The organism is Azospirillum picis, assembly GCF_017876115.1.
Lineage (GTDB): Bacteria > Pseudomonadota > Alphaproteobacteria > Azospirillales > Azospirillaceae > Azospirillum > Azospirillum picis.
Map to the genome: position 1 here is coordinate 149276 of NZ_JAGINO010000004.1, position 19916 is coordinate 169191.

The 19916-nt window shown below is 70.4% G+C and carries 17 protein-coding genes; 14 read left to right on the forward strand and 3 right to left on the reverse strand.

Going from position 1 to position 19916, the window contains the following annotated elements; translation table 11 throughout:
• Positions 1–43: 43 nt before the first annotated feature.
• Together J2850_RS07995 and J2850_RS08000 are read right to left on the reverse strand one after the other, a co-directional pair.
• On the reverse strand, positions 44–283 hold the full coding sequence (locus tag J2850_RS07995) for a hypothetical protein (protein WP_209980417.1): 240 nt from the start codon (positions 281–283) through the stop codon (positions 44–46).
• Between the two features lie 109 nt (positions 284–392).
• On the reverse strand, positions 393–809 hold the full coding sequence (locus J2850_RS08000) for a DUF1636 domain-containing protein (protein ID WP_209980419.1): 417 nt from the start codon (positions 807–809) through the stop codon (positions 393–395).
• A gap of 249 nt (positions 810–1058) precedes the next feature.
• Here J2850_RS08000 and J2850_RS08005 point away from each other — a divergent pair, with 249 nt between their 5' ends.
• From J2850_RS08005 to J2850_RS08015, 3 genes are all read left to right on the forward strand, one after another.
• On the forward strand, positions 1059–4586 hold the full coding sequence (locus J2850_RS08005) for a hybrid sensor histidine kinase/response regulator (RefSeq protein WP_209980420.1): 3528 nt from the start codon (positions 1059–1061) through the stop codon (positions 4584–4586).
• Complete coding sequence (locus J2850_RS08010) at positions 4583–5518, forward strand: response regulator transcription factor (protein WP_209980422.1); 936 nt, start codon at positions 4583–4585, stop codon at positions 5516–5518. Before J2850_RS08005 ends, J2850_RS08010 begins: the two co-directional genes overlap by 4 nt.
• A gap of 105 nt (positions 5519–5623) precedes the next feature.
• Positions 5624–6037, forward strand: coding sequence for a hypothetical protein (locus J2850_RS08015; protein ID WP_209980424.1), 414 nt, complete (start codon positions 5624–5626; stop codon positions 6035–6037).
• A gap of 29 nt (positions 6038–6066) precedes the next feature.
• Here J2850_RS08015 and J2850_RS08020 read toward each other — a convergent pair whose 3' ends face one another.
• Entirely contained in the window at positions 6067–6519 is a 453-nt protein-coding gene (locus J2850_RS08020; protein ID WP_209980426.1) for a MaoC family dehydratase, read from the reverse strand.
• Positions 6520–6746: 227 nt separating this feature from the next.
• On the opposite strand from J2850_RS08020, the gene J2850_RS08025 reads away from it, so the two are divergent.
• The 11 genes from J2850_RS08025 (at position 6747) to J2850_RS08075 (ending at position 19718) form a co-directional block, all read left to right on the forward strand.
• Positions 6747–7352, forward strand: a complete 606-nt coding sequence (locus tag J2850_RS08025; protein WP_209980428.1) for a chemotaxis protein CheW — start codon at positions 6747–6749, stop codon at positions 7350–7352.
• Entirely contained in the window at positions 7349–8749 is a 1401-nt protein-coding gene (locus J2850_RS08030) for a CheR family methyltransferase (protein WP_307354255.1), read from the forward strand. Before J2850_RS08025 ends, J2850_RS08030 begins: the two co-directional genes overlap by 4 nt.
• Positions 8746–9378, forward strand: coding sequence for a chemotaxis protein CheW (locus tag J2850_RS08035; RefSeq protein ID WP_246512895.1), 633 nt, complete (start codon positions 8746–8748; stop codon positions 9376–9378). Before J2850_RS08030 ends, J2850_RS08035 begins: the two co-directional genes overlap by 4 nt.
• A gap of 30 nt (positions 9379–9408) precedes the next feature.
• Positions 9409–11097: a methyl-accepting chemotaxis protein gene (locus J2850_RS08040; RefSeq protein ID WP_209980433.1), complete on the forward strand. Its 1689-nt coding sequence runs from the start codon at positions 9409–9411 to the stop codon at positions 11095–11097.
• An 82-nt stretch (positions 11098–11179) separates the two neighbouring features.
• Positions 11180–13588, forward strand: a complete 2409-nt coding sequence (locus J2850_RS08045) for a hybrid sensor histidine kinase/response regulator (protein ID WP_307354253.1) — start codon at positions 11180–11182, stop codon at positions 13586–13588.
• On the forward strand, positions 13585–14685 hold the full coding sequence (gene cheB, locus J2850_RS08050; RefSeq protein ID WP_307354251.1) for a chemotaxis-specific protein-glutamate methyltransferase CheB: 1101 nt from the start codon (positions 13585–13587) through the stop codon (positions 14683–14685). Before J2850_RS08045 ends, cheB begins: the two co-directional genes overlap by 4 nt.
• Positions 14682–15449 carry a response regulator transcription factor gene (locus tag J2850_RS08055; protein WP_209980435.1) on the forward strand — a complete coding sequence of 256 codons (768 nt, stop codon included), beginning with the start codon at positions 14682–14684 and terminating at the stop codon, positions 15447–15449. The genes cheB and J2850_RS08055 overlap by 4 nt, the downstream gene beginning before the upstream one ends.
• Before the next feature lie 94 nt (positions 15450–15543).
• On the forward strand, positions 15544–17175 hold the full coding sequence (locus J2850_RS08060; RefSeq protein ID WP_209980437.1) for an ATP-binding response regulator: 1632 nt from the start codon (positions 15544–15546) through the stop codon (positions 17173–17175).
• A gap of 187 nt (positions 17176–17362) precedes the next feature.
• A complete protein-coding gene (locus J2850_RS08065; protein ID WP_209980438.1) occupies positions 17363–18304 on the forward strand; it encodes a zinc metalloprotease HtpX in 942 nt (313 codons plus the stop codon).
• Between the two features lie 162 nt (positions 18305–18466).
• Entirely contained in the window at positions 18467–18826 is a 360-nt protein-coding gene (locus J2850_RS08070; protein ID WP_209980440.1) for a cupredoxin domain-containing protein, read from the forward strand.
• 46 nt (positions 18827–18872) lie between these two features.
• A complete protein-coding gene (locus J2850_RS08075) occupies positions 18873–19718 on the forward strand; it encodes an FTR1 family iron permease (RefSeq protein ID WP_209980442.1) in 846 nt (281 codons plus the stop codon).
• Positions 19719–19916 lie beyond the last annotated feature (198 nt).

Genomic DNA, 19916 nt, shown 5'->3' on the forward strand with positions numbered 1-19916 from the left:
CATTCCCGTTCGCGCCGGCAGGCGCCGGCGGCAGGCCGCCGGGTCAGTGCAACCGTGGCCGGCTTCCCCCCTCGCCGTTGGTCCGCACGGCGTCCACGAGGTCGCGCACCTCGGCGGTCAGGGCGTCCGCGCTCCAGCCATGATCGTCGGCACCGGCGACCACCAGAAGGCGCAGGGTGGTGCGCAGCAGGTCGCCGTCATTCCAGCCGTGTTCGCGTTCGGTCTGCCGCGCCATGCGAAGCAGCGAGGTGGCGCAGTCCAGGACCTCGGGATCGACCTTCATCGGAGGCTCCTCCTCGCCGTGGGGCGGCGAAAACGTTGGTCATGCCAACAATATCGAGGCCGGAGCCTGGGTCTGTCAAACAGGTCTTTCGGCGCGCCTGCCGTTCGCCTTAGGGGCCGTTCCGGCTGGAGGACCGCTCCTGTTCCGCCGGTGCCCTGTCCAACGGCGGCATCCGGGAGATGAACCGGCCCTTCACGCCCTGCGGCCAGTTCCGGAACGGCACGACCCCGTCCTCGGTCTGGGCGTAGGCGCGCAGATAGGCCGTCAGCGTTTCCACCGCGCTGTCGTCGGGCGGCAGGTCTCCCAGCACGTAGCTCATCCGCTCGGCGGACCGCACGGCGACGGCGCAGGGCCGGCGGCAGCTCATCAGGCACCGCATCGGGCGCACCCTCACCTCGGCCGCCAACGCGGGGTCGGCAGCCAGCGCCCGCTCCATCAGCGCCAGGAGTTCCGCCCCAGGACGCGGCCCGTCCGGAGGATCCCCGGGGCGGCGGCAGGTTTCGCAGACGATGAGCTCGACGGTCATGGTTCCGCTTTCGCAATGATTTTATGGAGGGCGGCAGCGGGTCGGCGCCGGTGGCAGAGCTACCGGCAACCGCCGGGGCTGTCAACCGCCGGCCCCGGTGCGGGCACGGCCATCGCATATGGCTGTTGCGGCTTGCCAAGGGGCGGCAAACTCCCGACGATGCCGGGCGAAGGCTGAGGGGCGGGCGATGGTCTCGAATGGCGGAAGTGCGGGGGCGCCGATGGACGGCATGACGGGCGGCGCGGGGGCATGACCGCGCGGCAACGGATCGTCCGCGAACGGCGGCAGTACAACCAGCTCGCCGCTGACCAGACGATGGAGGATTACGCGCTGCGCTACACCGCGGAGCGGGCGCGGCGCTGGAGCGCTTGGCGCGTCGCCAACACCGCGCTGGGCGCCATTTCCTTCCTGGCCTGCGAGGCGATCGGTGCGGCGGTGACGCTGACCTATGGCTTCGAGAACGCCATGGCGGCCATCCTGGCGACGGCGGTGCTGAACGTCCTGGTCGGGCTGCCCATCACCTACCATGCGGCCAGGGCTGGGGTGGACATCGACCTGCTGTCCCGCGGCGCCGGGTTCGGCTATCTGGGCTCCACCATCACCTCGCTGGTCTACGCCTCCTTCACCTTCATCCTCTTCTCCATCGAGGCCAGCATCATGTCGGCCGGGCTGACGATGGTCCTGGGCATCCCGGCATCCGTCGCCCATGTCATCAGCTCGCTGGCCGTCATCCCGATCGCGATCTACGGCATCCGCGTCATCAGCCGCGTGCAGTGGGCGACGCAGCCGGTCTGGATCATCCTGCAATGCGTGCCGCTGGCCTACATCGTCCTGCTCGACCGCGAGACGCTGGCCGAATGGATGGCGCTGCCGGGCATCTATGCCCCGGACGGCGGGCTTGCGCTGCTGCCCTTCGGCATGGCGGCGTCGGTGCTGCTGTCGCTGCTGCCGCAGATCGGCGAGCAGGTCGACTACCTGCGCTTCCTGCCGTCGCCGGCCCGGATCGGCCGGACGCGCTGGTGGGCGGCGATGCTGGCGGGCGGCCCCGGCTGGGTGGTGATCGGCAGCCTGAAGCTAGCCGCCGGGTCGCTGCTGGCGTTCCTGGCCATGAGGCATGGGCTTCCGGCCGCCGATGCCGTGCAGCCGAACATGATGTACCACGTCGCCTTCCTCGACGTGTTCGGCTCGCCCGGCGTGGCGCTGGCGCTCACCGGCATCTTCGTCGTTGCCTGCCAGATCAAGATCAACGTCACCAACGCCTACGCCGGCTCCATCGCCTGGTCGAACTTCTTCTCCCGCCTGACCCGCAGCCATCCCGGCCGCGTCGTCTGGCTGGTGTTCAACGTGCTGCTGGCGCTCCTGCTGATGGAGATCGGCATCCTCGGCGTGATCGAGAGCGTCCTCGGCCTCTACGCCAACGTGGCGGTCGGCTGGCTGGGCGCGGTGGCCGCCGACCTGGCGGTCAACAAGCCGCTGGGCTTCAGCCCGCGCCATATCGAGTTCAAGCGCGCCCACCTCTACGACATCAACCCGGTCGGCACCGGGGCGATGGCCGTCTCGGTGCTGTGCTCGACCACCGCCTTCCTCGGGCTGCTGGGGCCGGTGGCCCAGGCGCTGGCGCCCTTCATCGGGCTGGTGGCCGCCTTCCTCGCCGCGCCGCTGATCGCCTGGAGGACGAAGGGCCGCTATTATCTCGCCCGCCAGTCGCCGGAGCTTCCGGCCGATGCCGCCGTCATCCGCTGCTCGATCTGCGAGAACCGGTTCGAGCGGCAGGACATGGCCTTCTGCCCGGCCTACGACGCGCCGATCTGCTCGCTCTGCTGCACGCTGGAGGCGCGCTGCCACGACCTGTGCAAGACGAACAGCCGCTTCGCCGACCAGATCGCCCACAGCCTGCAGCGGGTTCTGCCCAGGCGGATGGCGGCCGGCGTGCACACCCGCACCGGCCATTTCATCGGGGTGATGACGCTGTTCTCTCTCGTGCTCGGCGGCGTCCTGGTGGTCATCGACTTCCAGTATGCCGGTGCCGGGGCGGCGGAGCTCGCGGCGATCCACACCGCGCTGTTCACGGTCTTCATCTGCCTGTTCATCCTGTCCGGCGTCGCCGCCTGGCTGCTGGTGCTGGCCCAGGAAAGCCGCCGCAAGGCGGAGGAGGAGAGCGCCCGCCAGACCGCCATGCTGATGGACGAGATCGCCGCCCACGAGCGCACCGACGCGGCCCTCCAGAAGGCCAAGGAGGTGGCGGAGGCCGCCAACGCCGCCAAGAGCCGCTACATCATCGGCGTCAGCCACGAGATCCGGGCGCCGCTGAACGCCATTTCCGGCTATGCCCAGCTTCTGGAGAGCAACAGCACCGAGCGCCCCCAGGACGCCGTCCGCGTCATCCGCCGCAGCGCCGAGCATCTGTCGAACCTGATCGACGGTCTGCTCGACATCTCCAAGATCGAATCCGGCCTGCGCCGGCTCAGCCGCGACAAGGTCAGGCTGATCGACTTCCTCGACCAGCTCGCCGACATGTTCCGCATCCAGGCGGCGGCCAAGGGGCTGGAGTTCCGCTACGACCGGGTTCCCCATCTGCCGGCCTTCGTCCACACCGACAGCAAGATCCTGCGGCAGATCCTGATCAACCTGCTGTCCAACGCGGTCAAATACACCCAGGCCGGCCATGTGGCGCTGAACGTCCGCTACCGCAGCCAGATCGCCGAGTTCGAGATCATCGACACCGGCATCGGCATCCGGCCCGAGGACCTCGAGCGCGTCTTCGAGCCCTTCGAACGCGGCCGCGGCGCCGCGGTGCGGGCGGTGGCCGGCACCGGCCTCGGCCTCACCATCACCCGCGTCCTGACCCGGATCATGGGCGGCGACATCACGGTGCGCAGCACCGTGGGGCAGGGCAGCGTCTTCACCGTCCGCCTGCTGCTGTCGGAGGCCATGCACCGGCCGGGCGAGGAGGTCGAGCGCCGGGCCGTCACCGGCTATGCCGGGCCGCCCATCCGGGTGCTGCTGGTCGACGACGACCGCGACCATCTGGCGCTGATGACCGACATCCTGCGGCCCCTGGGCTTCGTGCTGTTCACGGCGTCGGACGCCGCGACCTGCCTGGAGCTGGCGGCGCAGTGCAAGCCGGACGTCGCCCTGCTCGACATCTCCCTGCCGGGGGAGAGCGGATGGGACATCGCCGAGTCGCTGCGCCGGCTGTTCGGTACCGGCATCCGCATCGTCATGGTCTCCGCCAATGCCTATGAGGCGCAGGGGCCGGGCGATGGCCGGGCGCCGCACGACGCCTTCGTCGCCAAGCCCATCGAGATCCACGCCCTGCTCGACCGCATCCAGGCGCTGACCGGCCTCGAGTGGATCCATGCCGGCGAGGGGGCGGCTCTCCACGGCACGGAAAAGGCGGAGCCGGAAGCGGCGGTTCCGGCCGCGGCGGCGCAGGATGCCGGCCCGCCCCCGGCGGTTCCGGCCGTCGCCCGGCCTCCGGCCTCGGCGCTGCGTCACATCGACGACCTGCGCCAGCTCGGCCGGATCGGCTACATTCGCGGGATCGAGGCCAAGCTGCGCGAGATCGAGGCGGAGGATGGCGAGGCAGCGGCCTTCGTCGAGGGGCTGCGCAAACTGGTGCGCGCCTTCGACCTGAAAGGCTATATGCGTGCGCTGGACGCGGCCGCCGCCGCGGACCCCGATGCCGCGGGTCCTGATGCCGATCGGGCCGGGGGAGATGGTGGAAACGGGGAGAGTGCCGGCAGTGGGGAACGGGACGGGGCCATGACACCATGAAGCGCCGCGACATGATCCTGGTGGTGGACGACACCCCCGACACGCTGGGATTCCTGACGGAGGCCATCGAACGGGCCGACCTGACCGTGCTGGTCGCCATCGACGGCGAAAGCGCGTTGGAGCTGGTCGGCCAGATCACCCCCGACCTGGTCCTGATGGATGCGGTGATGCCAGGGCTCGACGGCTTCGAGACCTGCCGCCGGCTGAAGCAGATCCCCCACCTGTCGCACATCCCCGTCATCTTCATGACCGGCCTCAGCGACACCGAGCATGTGGTGAAGGGGCTGGAGGCGGGCGGCGTCGACTACGTCACCAAGCCCATCGTTGTGGATGAGCTGATCGCCCGCATCCGCGTCCACCTGACCAACGCCCGTGTCGCCTACGGCGCGCGCGCGGCGCTGGACGCCACCGGCCGTTTCCTGCTCGCCGCCGGGGCCGACGGGCGGATCCTGTGGTGCACGCCGCAGGCGGAGCGGCTGCTGGGCGGCCTGCTGCCGGGCGCCGACGGGCCGGGCCGCGACGCCGTGCCGCTTGCGGCGACGCTGGCCGCCGGACTGACCCGCCTGCGCCAGGCCGCGCCCGGCGCCGCCGAGACCTTCACGATGGAGCTGCCGGACGGCGAGCTGGTGCGGCGGCTGGAATTCTCCTACCTCAGCCCGGCCAACCCGGACGAATACCTGTTCCGCCTGAGCGAGCCCGCCGCCGGCCGGCAGGAAGCGGTCCTGCGCGATGCGCTGGGGCTGACCGCCCGCGAGGCGGAGGTCCTGCTGTGGATCGCCGGCGGCAAGCCGAACCGAGACATCGGAGAGATCCTCGGCATCAGCCCGCGCACCGTCAACAAGCATCTGGAGCAGGTCTTCGCCAAGCTGGGGGTGGAGAACCGGGCTTCGGCCGCCGCCCTGGCGATCCGCACCCTGGCGGCCCGGGCCTGAGCGCGCTACCGGGAACTTGCCGCTTCACCCCATCACGGGAACTTGTCGCTTGTCGCGGCTTGATTGCCCGTGAAGCATCCCTCCGCAACGCATGCGGAGGCACTGATGAATCTCTTCTATGGAAAGATGAATTCGCCGGAATACCAGGAAAAGCGCAAGGGCATGGTCGCCTGGATCGTCGAGGCGCTGAACTGCACCGAAACCAATGCCGGCCAGTGCCTGAACGATGTGGAAAGCCATTCGGGAACGTCCGAGGGCGGCGGCTCCGGGGTGACGGCGCTGAAGGTCACGGTCGGCAGCGAGACCTGCGAGGTGTTCCACCATTCGGCCGGCAGGCCGGGGACCGACAAGACGGCGACCGTCTTCTGGATCCAGTACCCCAAGGGCATCGCCAAGGTCGTCGGTCTCGCCAAGCACCAGACCGACACCACCTATCAGTTCCTCTGGCTCGCCGGTGCCGGCTTTGCCTTCACCAGCACCAAGAAGCCGACCCAGGGCAGCACGATCAATCCGTTCTGACCTCCGCCGGCCGCCGCCTACACCGCCGCCTACACGGCCACCGACCGCGTCGCCAGGATGTGGTTCATCGTGCAGGTCATCACCGGCTCGCCCCGCTGGTTCAGCGTGGTGTAGGCCAGGCGCACCGTTCCGCGGTCGCCGCGCCGCGACGGCTTGGTCTCCGCCACCTCCGCCCGGACGCGGATGGTGTCGCCGGGGCGGACCGGCTTCAGCCAGCGCAGGTCGTCCAGCCCGGAGCCGCCCAGGCTGGTGCCGGTGATGACCCCAGTGTCGCGCAGCAGCCGGAAGGTCAGCGACAGCGTGTGGAAGCCGCTGGCGATCAGGCCCTGGAACGGGCCGTCCGCCGCCGCAACCGCATCGAGGTGGAAGGGCTGCGGGTCGAAACGCAGGGCGAAGTCGAGGATCTGGCTCTCGGTCAGTGTCGCCCCCTCGGATTGGATCACGTCGCCGATGTGGAAATCCTCGAAATAGCGGCCGTGCATCGCCTTCCCCCGTGATGGTTGCCCCGCCGCCGTCGCCAGCGCAAGGCGGGCGGCGGCGAGACGGCGGTCATGGACGATCCTTGAAGGCCGCTGCGCTGTCCAGCGGGAAGCACCGCTGAATGCGGCCGCGGCTGGGCTGCGGCTGCCAATCGGGGGGGCTCGGCGCACAGGCATAGGACATGTGGCGTAAACCTTTGGAGTAATTCGCATCCCGGTCGTGATGGGGCATGTTCCCGGTCGGATTCCAGACCATCGACGGACGGATGTCACTCCACCCCACGCACATCGTCTTCCCGCAATCGTCGTTCCGCTGCGTCGTTTTCTCGGTTGCCGGCCAAGCGCTGGCGCTGCCGGTGGAGGCTGTGCGGCGATTTTTGCCGTTGCCGCGCCTGGACCGCCTTCCCACGGCGCCGCTGCCGGTCGAAGGTGTGTTCCGCTACCATGGCGAGATCGTGCCCGTCCTTCGCCTGGGGGCTCTGCTCGACCTCGGCGCCGCGACCGCCGGGCTCTACGCGCCGCTGATCCTGATCACTTGGCAGGGACGCCCGGCGGCGCTCCTGGTCGACCAGGTGCATGGCGACGTGGCGGTGCCGGTGGAGGAGCGGGTGCCGTCGGACCCGTCGCTGTCCTTCAACGGCTGCGCCGTCGCCGCCTTCCCCGACCGGGTCACCGGCCGCCCGGGCACTGTGACCCTGCTCGACCCCGGCCGCCTGTTGAGCGAGGCGGAATCCCGCCTGCTCGACGCCTTCCGGGCCGCGGAGGAGCGCAGGCTCGGGCAATGGAACGATGGCCAGCCTGCCGGCATGGCGGCGGGCGGGGAGGGAGTGCCGTGATTGCGTCAACCAGCGCGATCGAGGCGATTCGCCGCGACCCGAGCTTCCAGCGCCTGAAAACGATGGTGATCGGCGATACCGGCCTCGCCTATTACGCCGACAAGGACGCGGCCTTCGCCGAGCGCATCAACCGCCGCCTGCCTTTCGGGCGGATCTCGACCGTCGCCGGCTATCTGTCGGCGCTGGAGGCCCAGGGACCGACCGGGCCGGAATACCAGGGGCTGATCAACGAGCTGGCGGTCGGCGAAACCTTCTTCTTCCGCTACATCGAGCAGTTCGAGGCGCTGCGGGCCGTCGCCATCCCCGAATGCCTGCGCCGCAATCAGGCGACCCGGCTGCTGCGCATCTGGAGCGCCGGCTGCTCGATCGGGCCGGAGGCCTACACGATCGAAATCCTGCTGAAGCAGCATTTCGCCAGCCAGCTCGAAGGCTGGCAGGTCCACATCATCGGGACCGACATCAACGACGCCTTCCTGGAGCAGGCGCGCCGCGGCGCCTATGGCGACTGGGCGGTCCGCGGCTTGGCGCCGGAAACGCTGGAGGCCTGCTTCGACCGCCAGGACAAGCTGTGGTCGGTCAAGCAGAAGTACCGGCAATGGACGAGTTTCATGCACTTCAACCTGGTTGAAGGGGAAATTCCGTCCTATCCTCACGGCATCGGGCATTTCGACATCATCCTGTGCCGCAACGTCATGATTTATTTCGACGAGGCGACACGCCATCGGCTGCTCGGCGACCTGCATCATGCGCTGGCCGACGGCGGCTGGCTGGTGGTCGGCCATGCCGAGGCCGGACCGCAAATGAACGAGCTGTTCATCCCGGTGTCGGTGCCGGGCGCCACGCTCTACCGCAAGCAGGCGGAACAGCCGGCTCCCCCTCCCGCTTCGGCGGCCCTGCCGGCCGGGTCCGCCGCGGCGGCCAGGCTGCAGCGGTCTGCCGCCGCGGCCTCGTTCCGCCCGGTATCGCCACCGCCACCGCCACCGCCGCCACCACGGGCGGCGACGCCGCCCGCGGTTCCGGCTCCTCCCGATTCGGCGGACACCAACGACCGGTCGACGGTGCTGGAAGGCTGCCTCGCGCGGGTCGAGGCGAACCGGCTCGATCCCGCCGCCCACTACCAGCTCGGGCTGGCCGAGGAGGAACTGGGCGTCGGCGATCCGGTCGCCGCCTTCAAGCGGGCGCTCTACCTAGATCCGCGCTTCGTGCTGGCGGACTATCACCTTGCGCTCGCCTACTGGCGGCGCGGCAAGCTGGCTCCGGCCCAGCGCCACTTCCGTAACGCGCGCGAAGCGCTGGACGACCGCTCCGACGAGGAGGCGGTGACCGAAGGCGGCGGCCTGACCGTGCAGGAGCTGCGCGGGATGCTGGACCTCTGGCTGTCGGGTGAGGAGGCATGATGGGGGCGGGGGATTTGCCCGACGGCACGGCGCCGCCGGTCCAGGGAGCGCGTGTCGACTGGGAGGCGGTGCGGCACCGGATGGCGCGGCGCAACGCCGAGCTGTGGGAGGTCTTCGACGGCCGTGGGCCGTGGGCCGACGCGGTGCTCGAACGCCGGGCGGCCGAACTCGCCGAGCGTCCGGACGCCCCGGATGCCAAGTCCACCGGCATACCGATGCTGGTCGCGCGCGGGGAGGCGACGGTCTATGGGCTGGAACTGCGCCATCTCGGCCATATCGTGCCGATGCCGCGGCTGGCGCGGGTGCCCGGGGCGGCGCCGGCGGTGCTGGGGGTGATCGCGGTGGCCGGGCGGGTGATGCGGCTGTTCGACCTCGACCGGCTGTGCGGCGGCGTCGGGGCAACGCCGGGCGGCGAGGGCAGCCGGGAGGACGCCGGCTATGCCGTCGTGCTGCGCATGGGCGGTGCCCGTCCGGCGGCCTTGCGGGTGAGCGCGGTCGACCGGGTGGCCGACATCGAACCGCCGCGCGCGGACGCACCGGAAGAAGCCGGGCAGTTCGTCAAGGCGATTACCAAAGACCGCATGGCGATCCTCGACATGGGCGCCCTGCTCGAATTCGTGAAGAGCTGATACCGGCAGAACCGGGGCTGGAGTCCAAGAATGAACATCAAAGTCGCGCACAAGCTGGTCCTGGGCTTCGCAGTCGTCTGCGTTCTGACGGCGCTGCTCGCCCTGTTTCAGATGGCCCGATTCTCCGACGCGCTGACCGTCATCATGGCGGTGTCCAGCTACGACAACGAAGCGTCGGACATGGTCACCAGGGTGGGGACCCTGCAGGGTGAGCTGCGCAGCACGCGCGAGACGGCGCTGAACGGCGTCGCGATCGCCAATGCCGAGGGGCGCGTCGCCGAAATCCCGACGATCCTGCTCCCGCTGCACCGCCATTACGACCAGACCAGCGTCCAGTTGCGCGATCTGCTGGGGCGCCTGCGCTCGGTGATATCGGAGCGGGTCTCCCGGTCGACGGTGGACACCCGCCGCCGCCGGTGGATCGAGCTGGACGCCGCCGTGACCGAGATCGCCGGCGCCGTGACCCAGGTCGGGGACGAGGCGCAGGCGATCTACACCATGCTGGAGAACAATCAGGTCCCCGAGGCGCTCCAGCGCCGCGCCCGCGTCGAGGAGCTGCGCAAGACGCTGGATGCCCGCATCGCCCAGGCGCAGGACACCATCGACAAGCTGACCGACGCCGGCCGCGAGGAAATCCGCTCCATCTATGATTCGGCGGTGCAGGCGTCTCTGATCGCCCTGGTCGTCGTCTTCCTGACCGCCGTGGTGGTCGCCTTCCTGATCGGCAGCTCCATCACCCGGCGGCTGGGCCGCGCCATCGACTTCGTGACACGGGTCGGCCATGGCGACCTGACGCAGGAGATCGCCATCGCCGGCAAGGACGAGCTGGCGATCCTCGGCCAGCACCTCAACGAGATGGCCGGCCGGCTGAAGTCGATGGCCACCACCACCCGCGAGACGGCGGAAAGCGTCCACGCCGCGACCGCCCAAATCCGCGCCTCCACCCAGCAGCAGTCGGCGAGCGTCGCCGAGCAGCTCGCCGCCGTCGAGCAGACCACCGCGACCCTGTCGGAGATCACCGAATCGGGGGCGCAGATCAACCGCCGGGCCCAGGACGTCGCGCAGGGCGCCCAGACGGTGGCGGCCTCCAGCCATTCCGGCATGAAGGCGGTGGACGACACCATCCAGGCGATGGACGCCATCCGCGAGCAGGCCGAGGCGGTCGCCGAGAACATCGTCATGCTGTCCGAACGGACCCAGGCGATCGGCGAGATCATCGTGACGGTGAACGACATCGCCGAGCGCTGCCACCTGCTGGCGCTGAACGCCGCCATCGAGGCGGCCGCGGCCGGCGAGCATGGCCGGACCTTTTCCATCGTCGCCGGCGAGATCAAGAGCCTCGCCGACCAGTCGAAGGAGGCGACCTCCCAGGTCCGCTCCAACCTCTCGGAGATCCAGCACGGCATCAACGCCTCGGTCATGCTGACGGAGGAGGCGGTCAAGCGCGTCGCCGCCGGCAAGCGCCAGACCGACGCCACCCAGTCCACCATCCGGACGATGGCGGAGAACATCCAGGAGAGCGTCCTCGCCTTCCAGCAGATCGTCGCCGGCACCAACCAGCAGCAGATCGGCCTGGAGCAGGTGATCCAGGCGCTGCAGAACATCCGCGAGGCCAGCAGCCAGACCGCCGCCGGCACCCGGCAGCTCGAAGGTGCCGCCGCCAACCTGAACAACCTCGGCCAGGGCCTGGTCGAGGCGGTGCGGAACTACCGGGTTTAACGGGAATGAAGGCCCTCCCTCTCCGCCGTCCCGGCCGCCCTCCGCGGGAAGCCGCGACCCGCCCGCCGCCGGGAACCCGGCCGTGCCGGACCCGCCTGTGCCGGACCGTGCTGTCCCGAACCGGGCCGTCGGGGCGGGGGGCCTGATGGATATCCGCCAGCGCCTGCTCGCCGCCTTCGAGCTTGAGCACAAGGATCACCTCGCGGCGATCCGCAGCGCCCTGCGCGATGCCGAGGCGACCGGCGAGCCGCCCGACATTGTCGACATCCACCGGCGCGCCCACAGCCTGAAGGGGGCTGCCCGCGCGGTGGACCTGCCGGAGGTCGAGGCGATCTCCCACCGGCTGGAGGCGGCCTTCATCGCGATCCAGAAGGGCGAGGCGACGCTCGACGCCGTCGCGGCGTCGACGGTCCGCCGTGCGCTCGACGCCATCGAGGATCTGGTCGCCTGGTCGCTCCGGGGCGGCGGCGAGGTGGAAACCGCCGGCGTGCTGAGGGACCTTGAGGCGATGGCCGGCGGCCGTGCCGCCTCGCCGTCCGCCGCTTCGTCGTCCGCCGCGTCGACTCCGGCTGCGCGGCCGCGCCGGCCCGCGCCCCAAACCGGCCCGGGGGCTGCCCCGAGCGCCGCCCCGGGCGCCGACCATGGGGCAGCCGACGCCGAGATGCCGTGGACGCCGCCGCCGCGGCGCCGCGCGGCACAGGACGACTCGGACAGCTCGTCGCTGGTCCGCATCGCCGCCCAGGGGCTGGAGAGGCTGTCCGAGACCGCGTCCGCCCTGCTGCCGGAGGTCGAGGCCCAGGCGGTGCTGGGCGAGCAGCTCCGGATGCTGCGACAGGAATGGCGGGCGCTGGACCGGGCCTGGCGGCACCTGCGGGTGCAGATCGGCCGCGGCGAGACCGTGGGCGCCGCGACCGGCAAGGGCAACGACGACTGGAGCGAGGGGCGGGGCACGCTGCCGGCGGTGATGGCCTTCGAGCGGCGGTTCCGCGCGCTGGGCGGTGCGCTCGACTCCACGCACCGCAGCCACGACCGGCTGCTGTGGTCGATGCGGCGCTGGGGCGGCGGCTTCCAGCAGGACATGCGGCGCCTGCGCATGCTGCCGGCGGACAACCAGCTCGGCGGGCTGGGCCGCATGATCCGCGACATCAGCCGGGCCGAGGGCAAGGAGGTCGAGGTCGACGCCCGCGGGCTGGAGGTGGAGGCGGACCGCGCCGTCCTCCAGCGCCTGAAGGACCCGATCCTGCACATCGCCCGCAACGCCATCAGCCACGGCATCGAGACGCCGGCGGAACGACTGGCGATCGGCAAGCGGCCGGCCGCCCGCGTGACCATCGCGGCGTCGGTGGAGGGGGCCAGGCTGCGCCTGTCGATCGAGGATGACGGCCGCGGGCTCGACCGCGCGGCGATCCTGCGCAAGGCGGTGGAACGCGGCCTGATCGATGCGGACAAGGTGCCGGACGATCCCGCCGCCATGCCGGTGGAGCAGATGACGGAGTTCCTCTTCCACCCCGGCTTCTCCACCGCGGCCCGCACGACCGAACTGGCCGGCCGCGGCATGGGGCTGGCCATCGCACGGCGGGAGGTGGAGCGGCTCCAGGGCAACCTGACCATCGCCGAACGGCCAGGCGGCGGCACCGGCGTGGTCATCGAGGTGCCGCTGAGCCTGCTCAGCCAGCGCCTGGTGTTCGTGGCGGTGCAGGACCAGACGCTGGCGATCCCCGCCGCCGACGTCGTCGGGCTCCGCCGCACCACGGCCGACGCGCTCTTCTCCGGCATCGGCACGCCGATGATCCGCATCGGCGACGACGAGATCGCCCTGACCTCGCTGGCGGCCCTGCTGGGCATGGAGGCGCCGGTGGTGCCCTCCGCCGAACGGACGCTGGCCCTGGTCGTGGTGCGGTCGGGCGAGCGGCGGCTGGCGCTGGCGGTCGACCGCTTCGTCGCCACGCGCGAGACGGTGGTGACGGCGGCCGAGGAGACCGGCCTCGACCCCTCGCGCTACATCGGCACGGTGCTGATGGATGACGGCGGACCCGCCCTGGTCCTCAACATCGCCGGCCTGATGCCGCTGCCCGGCAGTGTCCTCCCTCCGCCGGCGCGGCCGGGGGACGATGTGCCGAAAGCCAAGGCTCATATCCTGGTTGTCGATGACAGCATCACCACCCGCACGCTGGAAAAGAGCATCCTCGAAGCCCATGGTTATCGGGTGACGCTGTGCGTCGACGGGCGCGAGGCTCTGGAACGCCTTTCGGAAGGGATGGAGGTTGGCCTGATCATCAGCGACGTCGAGATGCCACGGATGGACGGCTTCGCCCTGCTGCAGGCGGTCAAGGCGGACAAGAGGCTGGCCGAGCTGCCGGTGATCCTGGTGACGTCGCGCGCCAGCGACGAGGACCGCGAGCGCGGCCTGCGGCTCGGCGCCGACGCCTACATCGTCAAGACCCGCTTCGACCAGAACGAGCTTCTGGCCGGCATCCGGCGGCTGCTGTGACGGGCGGTGCGAAGCCCGGCGGTCGCCGCATCCGCGTGCTGGTGGTGGAGGACAGCCCGGTCATCCAGCAATTGCTCAGCCACGTCATCGACTCCGACCCGCGGCTGGAGGTGGCGGGCATCGCCTCCTCCGGCGAGCAGGCCCTGCGCATGATCGAGCGGGTGATGCCCGACGTCGTGTCGCTGGACATCCGGCTGCCGGGGATCGACGGCTTCGAGGTGACCAGCCGGATCATGCGCCAGCACCCGCTGCCCATCGTGGTGGTGGCCTCGGACGTGCGCGACCTCGGCATCCCGATGCGGGCGTTGCAGGCGGGCGCGCTGGCGGTGGTGGAGAAGCCCGGCAGCGTCGCGCGGGCCGACTACCAGACCGTCGCGCATCATCTCTGCACCCAGCTCTACATCATGAGCCAGGTCAAGGTGATCCGGCACCGCATCTCCGCGCGCCCTCCGAGGCAGGAAACCCGCACGCTCGACCGCGAGCCGCCCGAGGAGGCGGTCACCGTCGGGGGGCGCAAGCGCCGCTACCGGGCGCTCGGCCTCGTCGCCTCCACCGGGGGGCCGGCGGCGCTGGCGCGGCTCCTCAAGGAACTGCCGACCGACTTCCCGCTGCCGGTCTTCGTCGTCCAGCACATGGGAGCTCCCTTCATGGCGGGCTTCGCCAACTGGCTCGGCACCGTCTGCCCGCTGCCGGTCCAGCTTGGCGAGCATGGCCAGACTCCCCGGCCCGGCACCGTCTACGTCGCGCCCGGCGACCGCCACATGCGGGTGGAGAACAGCACCATCCGCCTCGGCGACGATCCGATGGTGTGCGGCCAGCGCCCGTCGGGCGAGGTGCTGTTCCAGTCGATGGCCCGTGGCTACGGCGTCGACGGCATCGGCGTGCTGCTGACGGGAATGGGGGAGGACGGGGCGCGCGGTCTGTTGGAGATGCGCCAGGCCGGCGCCTACACCATTGCCGAGCACGCCTCGACCGCCGTGATCCACAGCATGCCCGGCACCGCGGTGCGGCTGGGCGCCGCGGTCGAGGAGCTGCCCCTCGACCGCGTTGCCGGGCGGCTGCTGCAATTGACCTCCGATGATAAGATAACGTCATGAACGGACACCGCACCCTCGTTGTCATGGCCTCGCAGACCCAGGGGCTGCTGTTGAAGCTGCTGCTGGAGGAGCGCGGTGTGGACACCACCTGCGTCGAGGGCGTGGAGCCGGCTCTTTCCGAGATGGCGCGGGTCTCCTACGACCTGCTGATCGTCGAGGGCGACCTCGCCGGCACCACCGGGCTGGCGGAACTGCGTGCCCGTTCCAGCGCCTCCGTCATGGTCATCGGCCGCGGCGAGGGCGAGCACGACTCCTCCGACCCCCAGGGGCTGGTCGCCCAGGCCGTGGCGCTGTTGGAGCGCCGGACCGCGCCGCCGAGCGCCGCCGACATCTTCCGGCGCGCCCGCATCCTGATCGTGGACGACAGCGCCACCTACCGCGAGTTCCTGCGTGCCGAGCTGGAGCAGGAGGGCTGCGCCGTCACCGCCGCCCGCAACGCCGACGAGGCGGTGACGGCGCTGGCCGGCGGCGGGCTCGACTGCGTGATCCTCGACCTCGTCATGCCCGGCACCAGCGGCACCCAGCTCTGCCAGCGGTTCGACCGCTTCCGCCGGCAGCGCGGCCTGTTCTTCCAGATCGTCATCCTGACCAGCCAGGACGACGAGGACCAGTTGATGATCAGCCTCAATGCCGGCGCGGATGATTTCGTCGGCAAGGCACAGACGATGGACGTGCTGAAGGTACGCCTGATGGCATTGCTCCGCCGGAAATACTTCGTCGAGGACCACCTGTTGCGTCTGTCGCGGCTTGCACCTTCCGCATAGGAGGGAGTAGAGCCATCGTGTGATTTCGGAAGCGGAGCCGTGCGTTTATTCTCAGGCGGCTTGTCGAAACTTACCGATGGTCGGCCCGGTGCCCATGGCGATCAGCCTCCAGACCCTCCACGAGACCGGGCTCCCGCGAGACACCAACACGATGCACAGACCCTCGGCCACCCCGATGTCCCCGACCGATCTGCGCTTTTGCGAGTGCCTCGACAACGCGCGCCGGGTCTGCGCGGCCGGGACCGTTCCGGCCATGCTGGTCGTCGGTTCGCCGGAGACGGCCGCCGTCCGCTGCAACGAGATGCTGGCCGCCCTGCTGAACCGCCCGCGCGCCGCGAACCGTGACGAGAGCGGGTCGGCGCTGTTCCCGGACGCCTGGCGGGCGCTGGCCGAGGCGCTTTATCCGCTCTATGGCGACCCGGGCGTGGGCGACGTCATCCCCGACTCCGTCCTGCTGACCCTGCCGGTCAGCCCGCCGCTGATCTTGCGGGCGGTGCCGCTCCTGGTCGACGGGCGGGCGGTCGGCGTGCTGGCCAGCGCGACGCTCGACGGCGCGATCGCCAGCATGACCGAGACCATGCGGGCGGAGGTGGACCGCACCACCGCCGCGCGTTCCCGCTTCCTCGCCTCGGCCAGCCACGACCTGCGGCAGCCCTTCCAGGCGATGCGGCTGTTCCTGGATGCCCTGACCACCCAGGTGGAGGGCAATGCCCGGGCGATGCGCACCGCGGGCATGCTGGCCAATGCGATGACCGCCGGCGAGCGCCTTCTCAACGCGCTGCTCGACATTTCCACCCTCGACGCCGGCACGGTGGAGCCCGACCTGCAACCGGTGTCCCTGAACGGCCTGCTGCAGTCGCTCGCCGACGAGTTCCGGCCGCAGGCCGAGGAGAAGGGGCTGCGCCTGCGCGTCCATGTCACCGGCCAGGCGGTCACCCGCAGCGACCCCGTGCTGCTGGGGCGCATCGTCCGCAATCTGCTGGCCAACGCCATCCGCTACACCCAGCAGGGCGGCATCGTGCTGGGGCTGCGCCGGCGCCGGGGGCGCTGGCGGATCGAGGTGTGGGATACCGGCTTCGGCATCCCGCAGGACAAGCTGGACGTCATCTTCGACGAGTTCCACCAGCTCACCAACCCCAGCCGCGACCCGACGCGCGGGCTCGGGCTGGGGCTCGCCATCGTCCGCCGCCTGTCGCTGCTGCTGAACGCACCCATCGACGTGCAGTCCCGCTCCGGCCGCGGCTCGGTCTTCGCCGTCACGGTGGAGCAGATCGAGGGCGAGGCCGTCGAGGAGGCCCCGCCTCCTCCCGCCACCGCCGGCGAGGCGGCCGGCCTGCCGCTGGAGGGGATGCGCGTCCTGGTGGTGGACGACGACAACATGGTGCTGTCGGGCCTGCTGCTGACGCTGGAAAGCTGGGGCTGCGCCTTCGTTTCGGCGTCCAACATGCGCGAGGTGTTCGCCGCGGTCGACGGGCTGGAAGGCCCGCCCGACGCCATCCTGACCGACCTGCGCCTGCCGGGGAAGGTCTCCGGCTTCGACGTGATCGACCGCGTGCGCAAACTGTTCAAGACGAACATCCCGGCGGTCGTCCTCACCGGCGAGACGGCGCCGGAATCCCTCCTGGAGGGCCAGCGCCGCGGCTGCGCCTTCCTGCACAAGCCGCTGCATCCCGGCGACCTGCGCCGTGTCCTGGAAGAGGTGAGGAGCGAGGCGGCCGCCCAATAGGCGGTGGCCCTTGAAGCGGTGGCCCTTGAAGCGGTGGCCCTTGAAGCGGTGGCCCTTGAAGCGGCGCCCCTTGAAGCGGCGGCGTGACCGCACTTCATCTTGGGGCAGGGCGGCCGCACGCCTCCGCCTCCGGCTCGCAGCCGGGCCGGTCGGGGGCACGCGGCCGATGTGATCCGGGAGGGTGGGCATGCTCCGGCCGGATTTTCGCCACCGGCTCGTCAATCATATCCAGTCGCTGCTCCTGATCGCCGGCATGGCGGCGATCGCCTGGCTCTGCATCTCCGCGGTGGCGGGCGGGATGCTGACGCTGCTGGTGGTGGCCGGGGCGATCCTCGGGCTTCTGCTGGCGCCGGGCATGCCGAAGCGCGTCCTGCTGTCCGCCTACCATGCCCAAAGACTGCGAGGCGCCGAATTTCCGGAGGGGGCGGCGCTCCTCGCAGAACTGGCGCAGCGGGCCGGCCTGCCGCAGCGGCCGGAGCTGTATTACATCCCGAGCTCGATGCCGAACGCCTTCGCCGTCGGCGATCCGGAGGACAGCGCCGTCTGCGTGACGGACGGCCTTCTGCGGCTGCTCGACCGCCGCGAGTTCGCGGGCGTGCTGGCGCACGAAGTCGCCCACATCGCCGCCCGCGACCTGTGGATCATGGCGGTCGCCGACGTGATGTCGCGCGTCGTTTCCCTGGCCTCGTGGGTGGGGCAGCTCATCCTGCTCCTCAATGTCCCGCTGCTGCTGGCCGGGGCCGCGGTGGTGCCGTGGCATGTGCCGCTGCTGCTGATCTTCTCGCCGACGCTGATGTCCCTGCTCCAGCTTGCGCTGTCCCGCACGCGGGAGTTCGATGCCGACCGCAACGCCGTGCGGCTTACCGGCGACGCGGGCGGCCTCGCCTCGGCCCTGATGAAGCTGGAGAGGCGGACCGGCCGCTTCTGGGAGGACATCTTCCTTCCCGGACGCCGCATTCCCGAGCCGTCGCTGCTGCGCACGCATCCGCCGACCGAGGCGCGGGTCGCCCGGCTCCGCGACCTGGCGGGCGCTTCCACGCCGCCCCGCCGGCCGGCGCGTCCGCTCGACATCCATCGTCCCGCGGTCCTCCGGCGGCCGGGCTACGGGCGCTACGGCGTCTACCGGTAGCCTCATCCCGTCGGTCCGGTGGCCGGGCGGTCCTCCGGCTGCGCGTTTCCGTCGCAGGTGCGTTGCGGCGACCGGGAGGGCATTTTCATTTGACCCGGGCGGCGTGGGATGAGAATGATTTTCACAAGCAAACGCTCATCCAAGGTTCAAGGTTTCCCGCGAATGCCCCGCTTCCTTCCTTGCCGTGCCTCCGCCCTCTCCGCCTGCGCGCTGGCGCTGTCGGCCGCCCTGTTCCTTCCCTCCTCGCCCGCCCGTGCCGACGACCCGGTGACGATCGTCATCAAGGAGCACAAGTTCGAGCCGGCCGAGGTGAAGGTGCCGGCCAACAAGCGGGTGACCCTGCTGGTCGACAACCAGGACGCGACGTCGGAAGAGTTCGAGAGCGGCGAATTGAAGGTCGAGAAGATCGTCGGCGGCCGCAAGCAGATCAAGGTCATGATCGGGCCGCTCGCGCCTGGCCGCTACCCGTTCTTCGGCGAGTTCCACGAGGCGACGGCGCAGGGCGCCGTGATCGCCGAGTGACGGTTTCCCTCCCGTCCGTTCCGCCGCCCGCCCACCGGAGACGACCATGCTCGCCAGTCTGATCATCGTGTTCCGCGAGGTCCTCGAAGCCGGCCTCATCGTCGGCATCGTGCTCGCCGCCACCAAGGGCGTCGCCGGGCGCGGGCGATGGGTGGCGCTGGGGATTCTCGGCGGCATCATCGGGTCGTGCATCGTCGCCGCCTTCGCCGACGGCATCAGTTCGCTGTTCGCCGACACCGGGCAGGAGCTGTTCAACGCCGGCGTCCTGCTGGTCGCCGTCGTGATGCTGGCCTGGCACAACGCCTGGATGGCGCAGCATGGGCGCGAGCTGGCGCGCGACATGAGGGCGGTCGGCCAGGCGGTGTCGAGCGGCGAGAAGTCGCTGGCGGCGCTTGCCATCGTCATCGGCGTCGCCGTGCTGCGCGAGGGCTCCGAAGTCGTGCTGTTCCTCACCGGTATCCTGGCGTCGGAGGAGGGCGGCATCGCCACCGTTGCCGCCGGCGGGCTGGGCGGCATGGCGCTGGGTGCCCTGGTTTCGGTGCTGCTCTATGCCGGACTGCTGCAGATTCCGACCCGCTACCTGTTCCAGACCACCACCTGGCTGCTCACCCTGCTGGCTGCCGGCATGGCGGCGACCGCCGTCAACTTCCTGGCCCAGGCCGGCATCCTGATGGCGGGCGGCCAGATCCTGTGGGACACCTCGGGCGTGCTGCGCGACAACAGCCTCGTCGGGCAGGCGCTTCACATCATGGTCGGCTACACCGACCGGCCGACCGAGGCGCAGCTCATCGCCTATGTCGCGGTGGTGGCCGGCATCCTGCTGCTGACCCGCTGGGCCGCCCGCGGCAACCCGCCGTCTAACGGCCCGCGCATGGTCAACGCCGCCGAGTGACGCGGCCCCCCTGCCGCACACCACCCCTGGAGTGTGTTCGTTTCAAGCGGTATCGCTTGAAACGTGAGTCACAGGCAAAACCAATAGTTTAGAGTCTATCCGGTGCTGCCATAAGCACCGGATAGACTCTAAGTATGGTGTGTGCAGGCCGACAAGTGTCTAGCCTTGGCAGTTGAAAACACGCCATAGTCCCCCGGC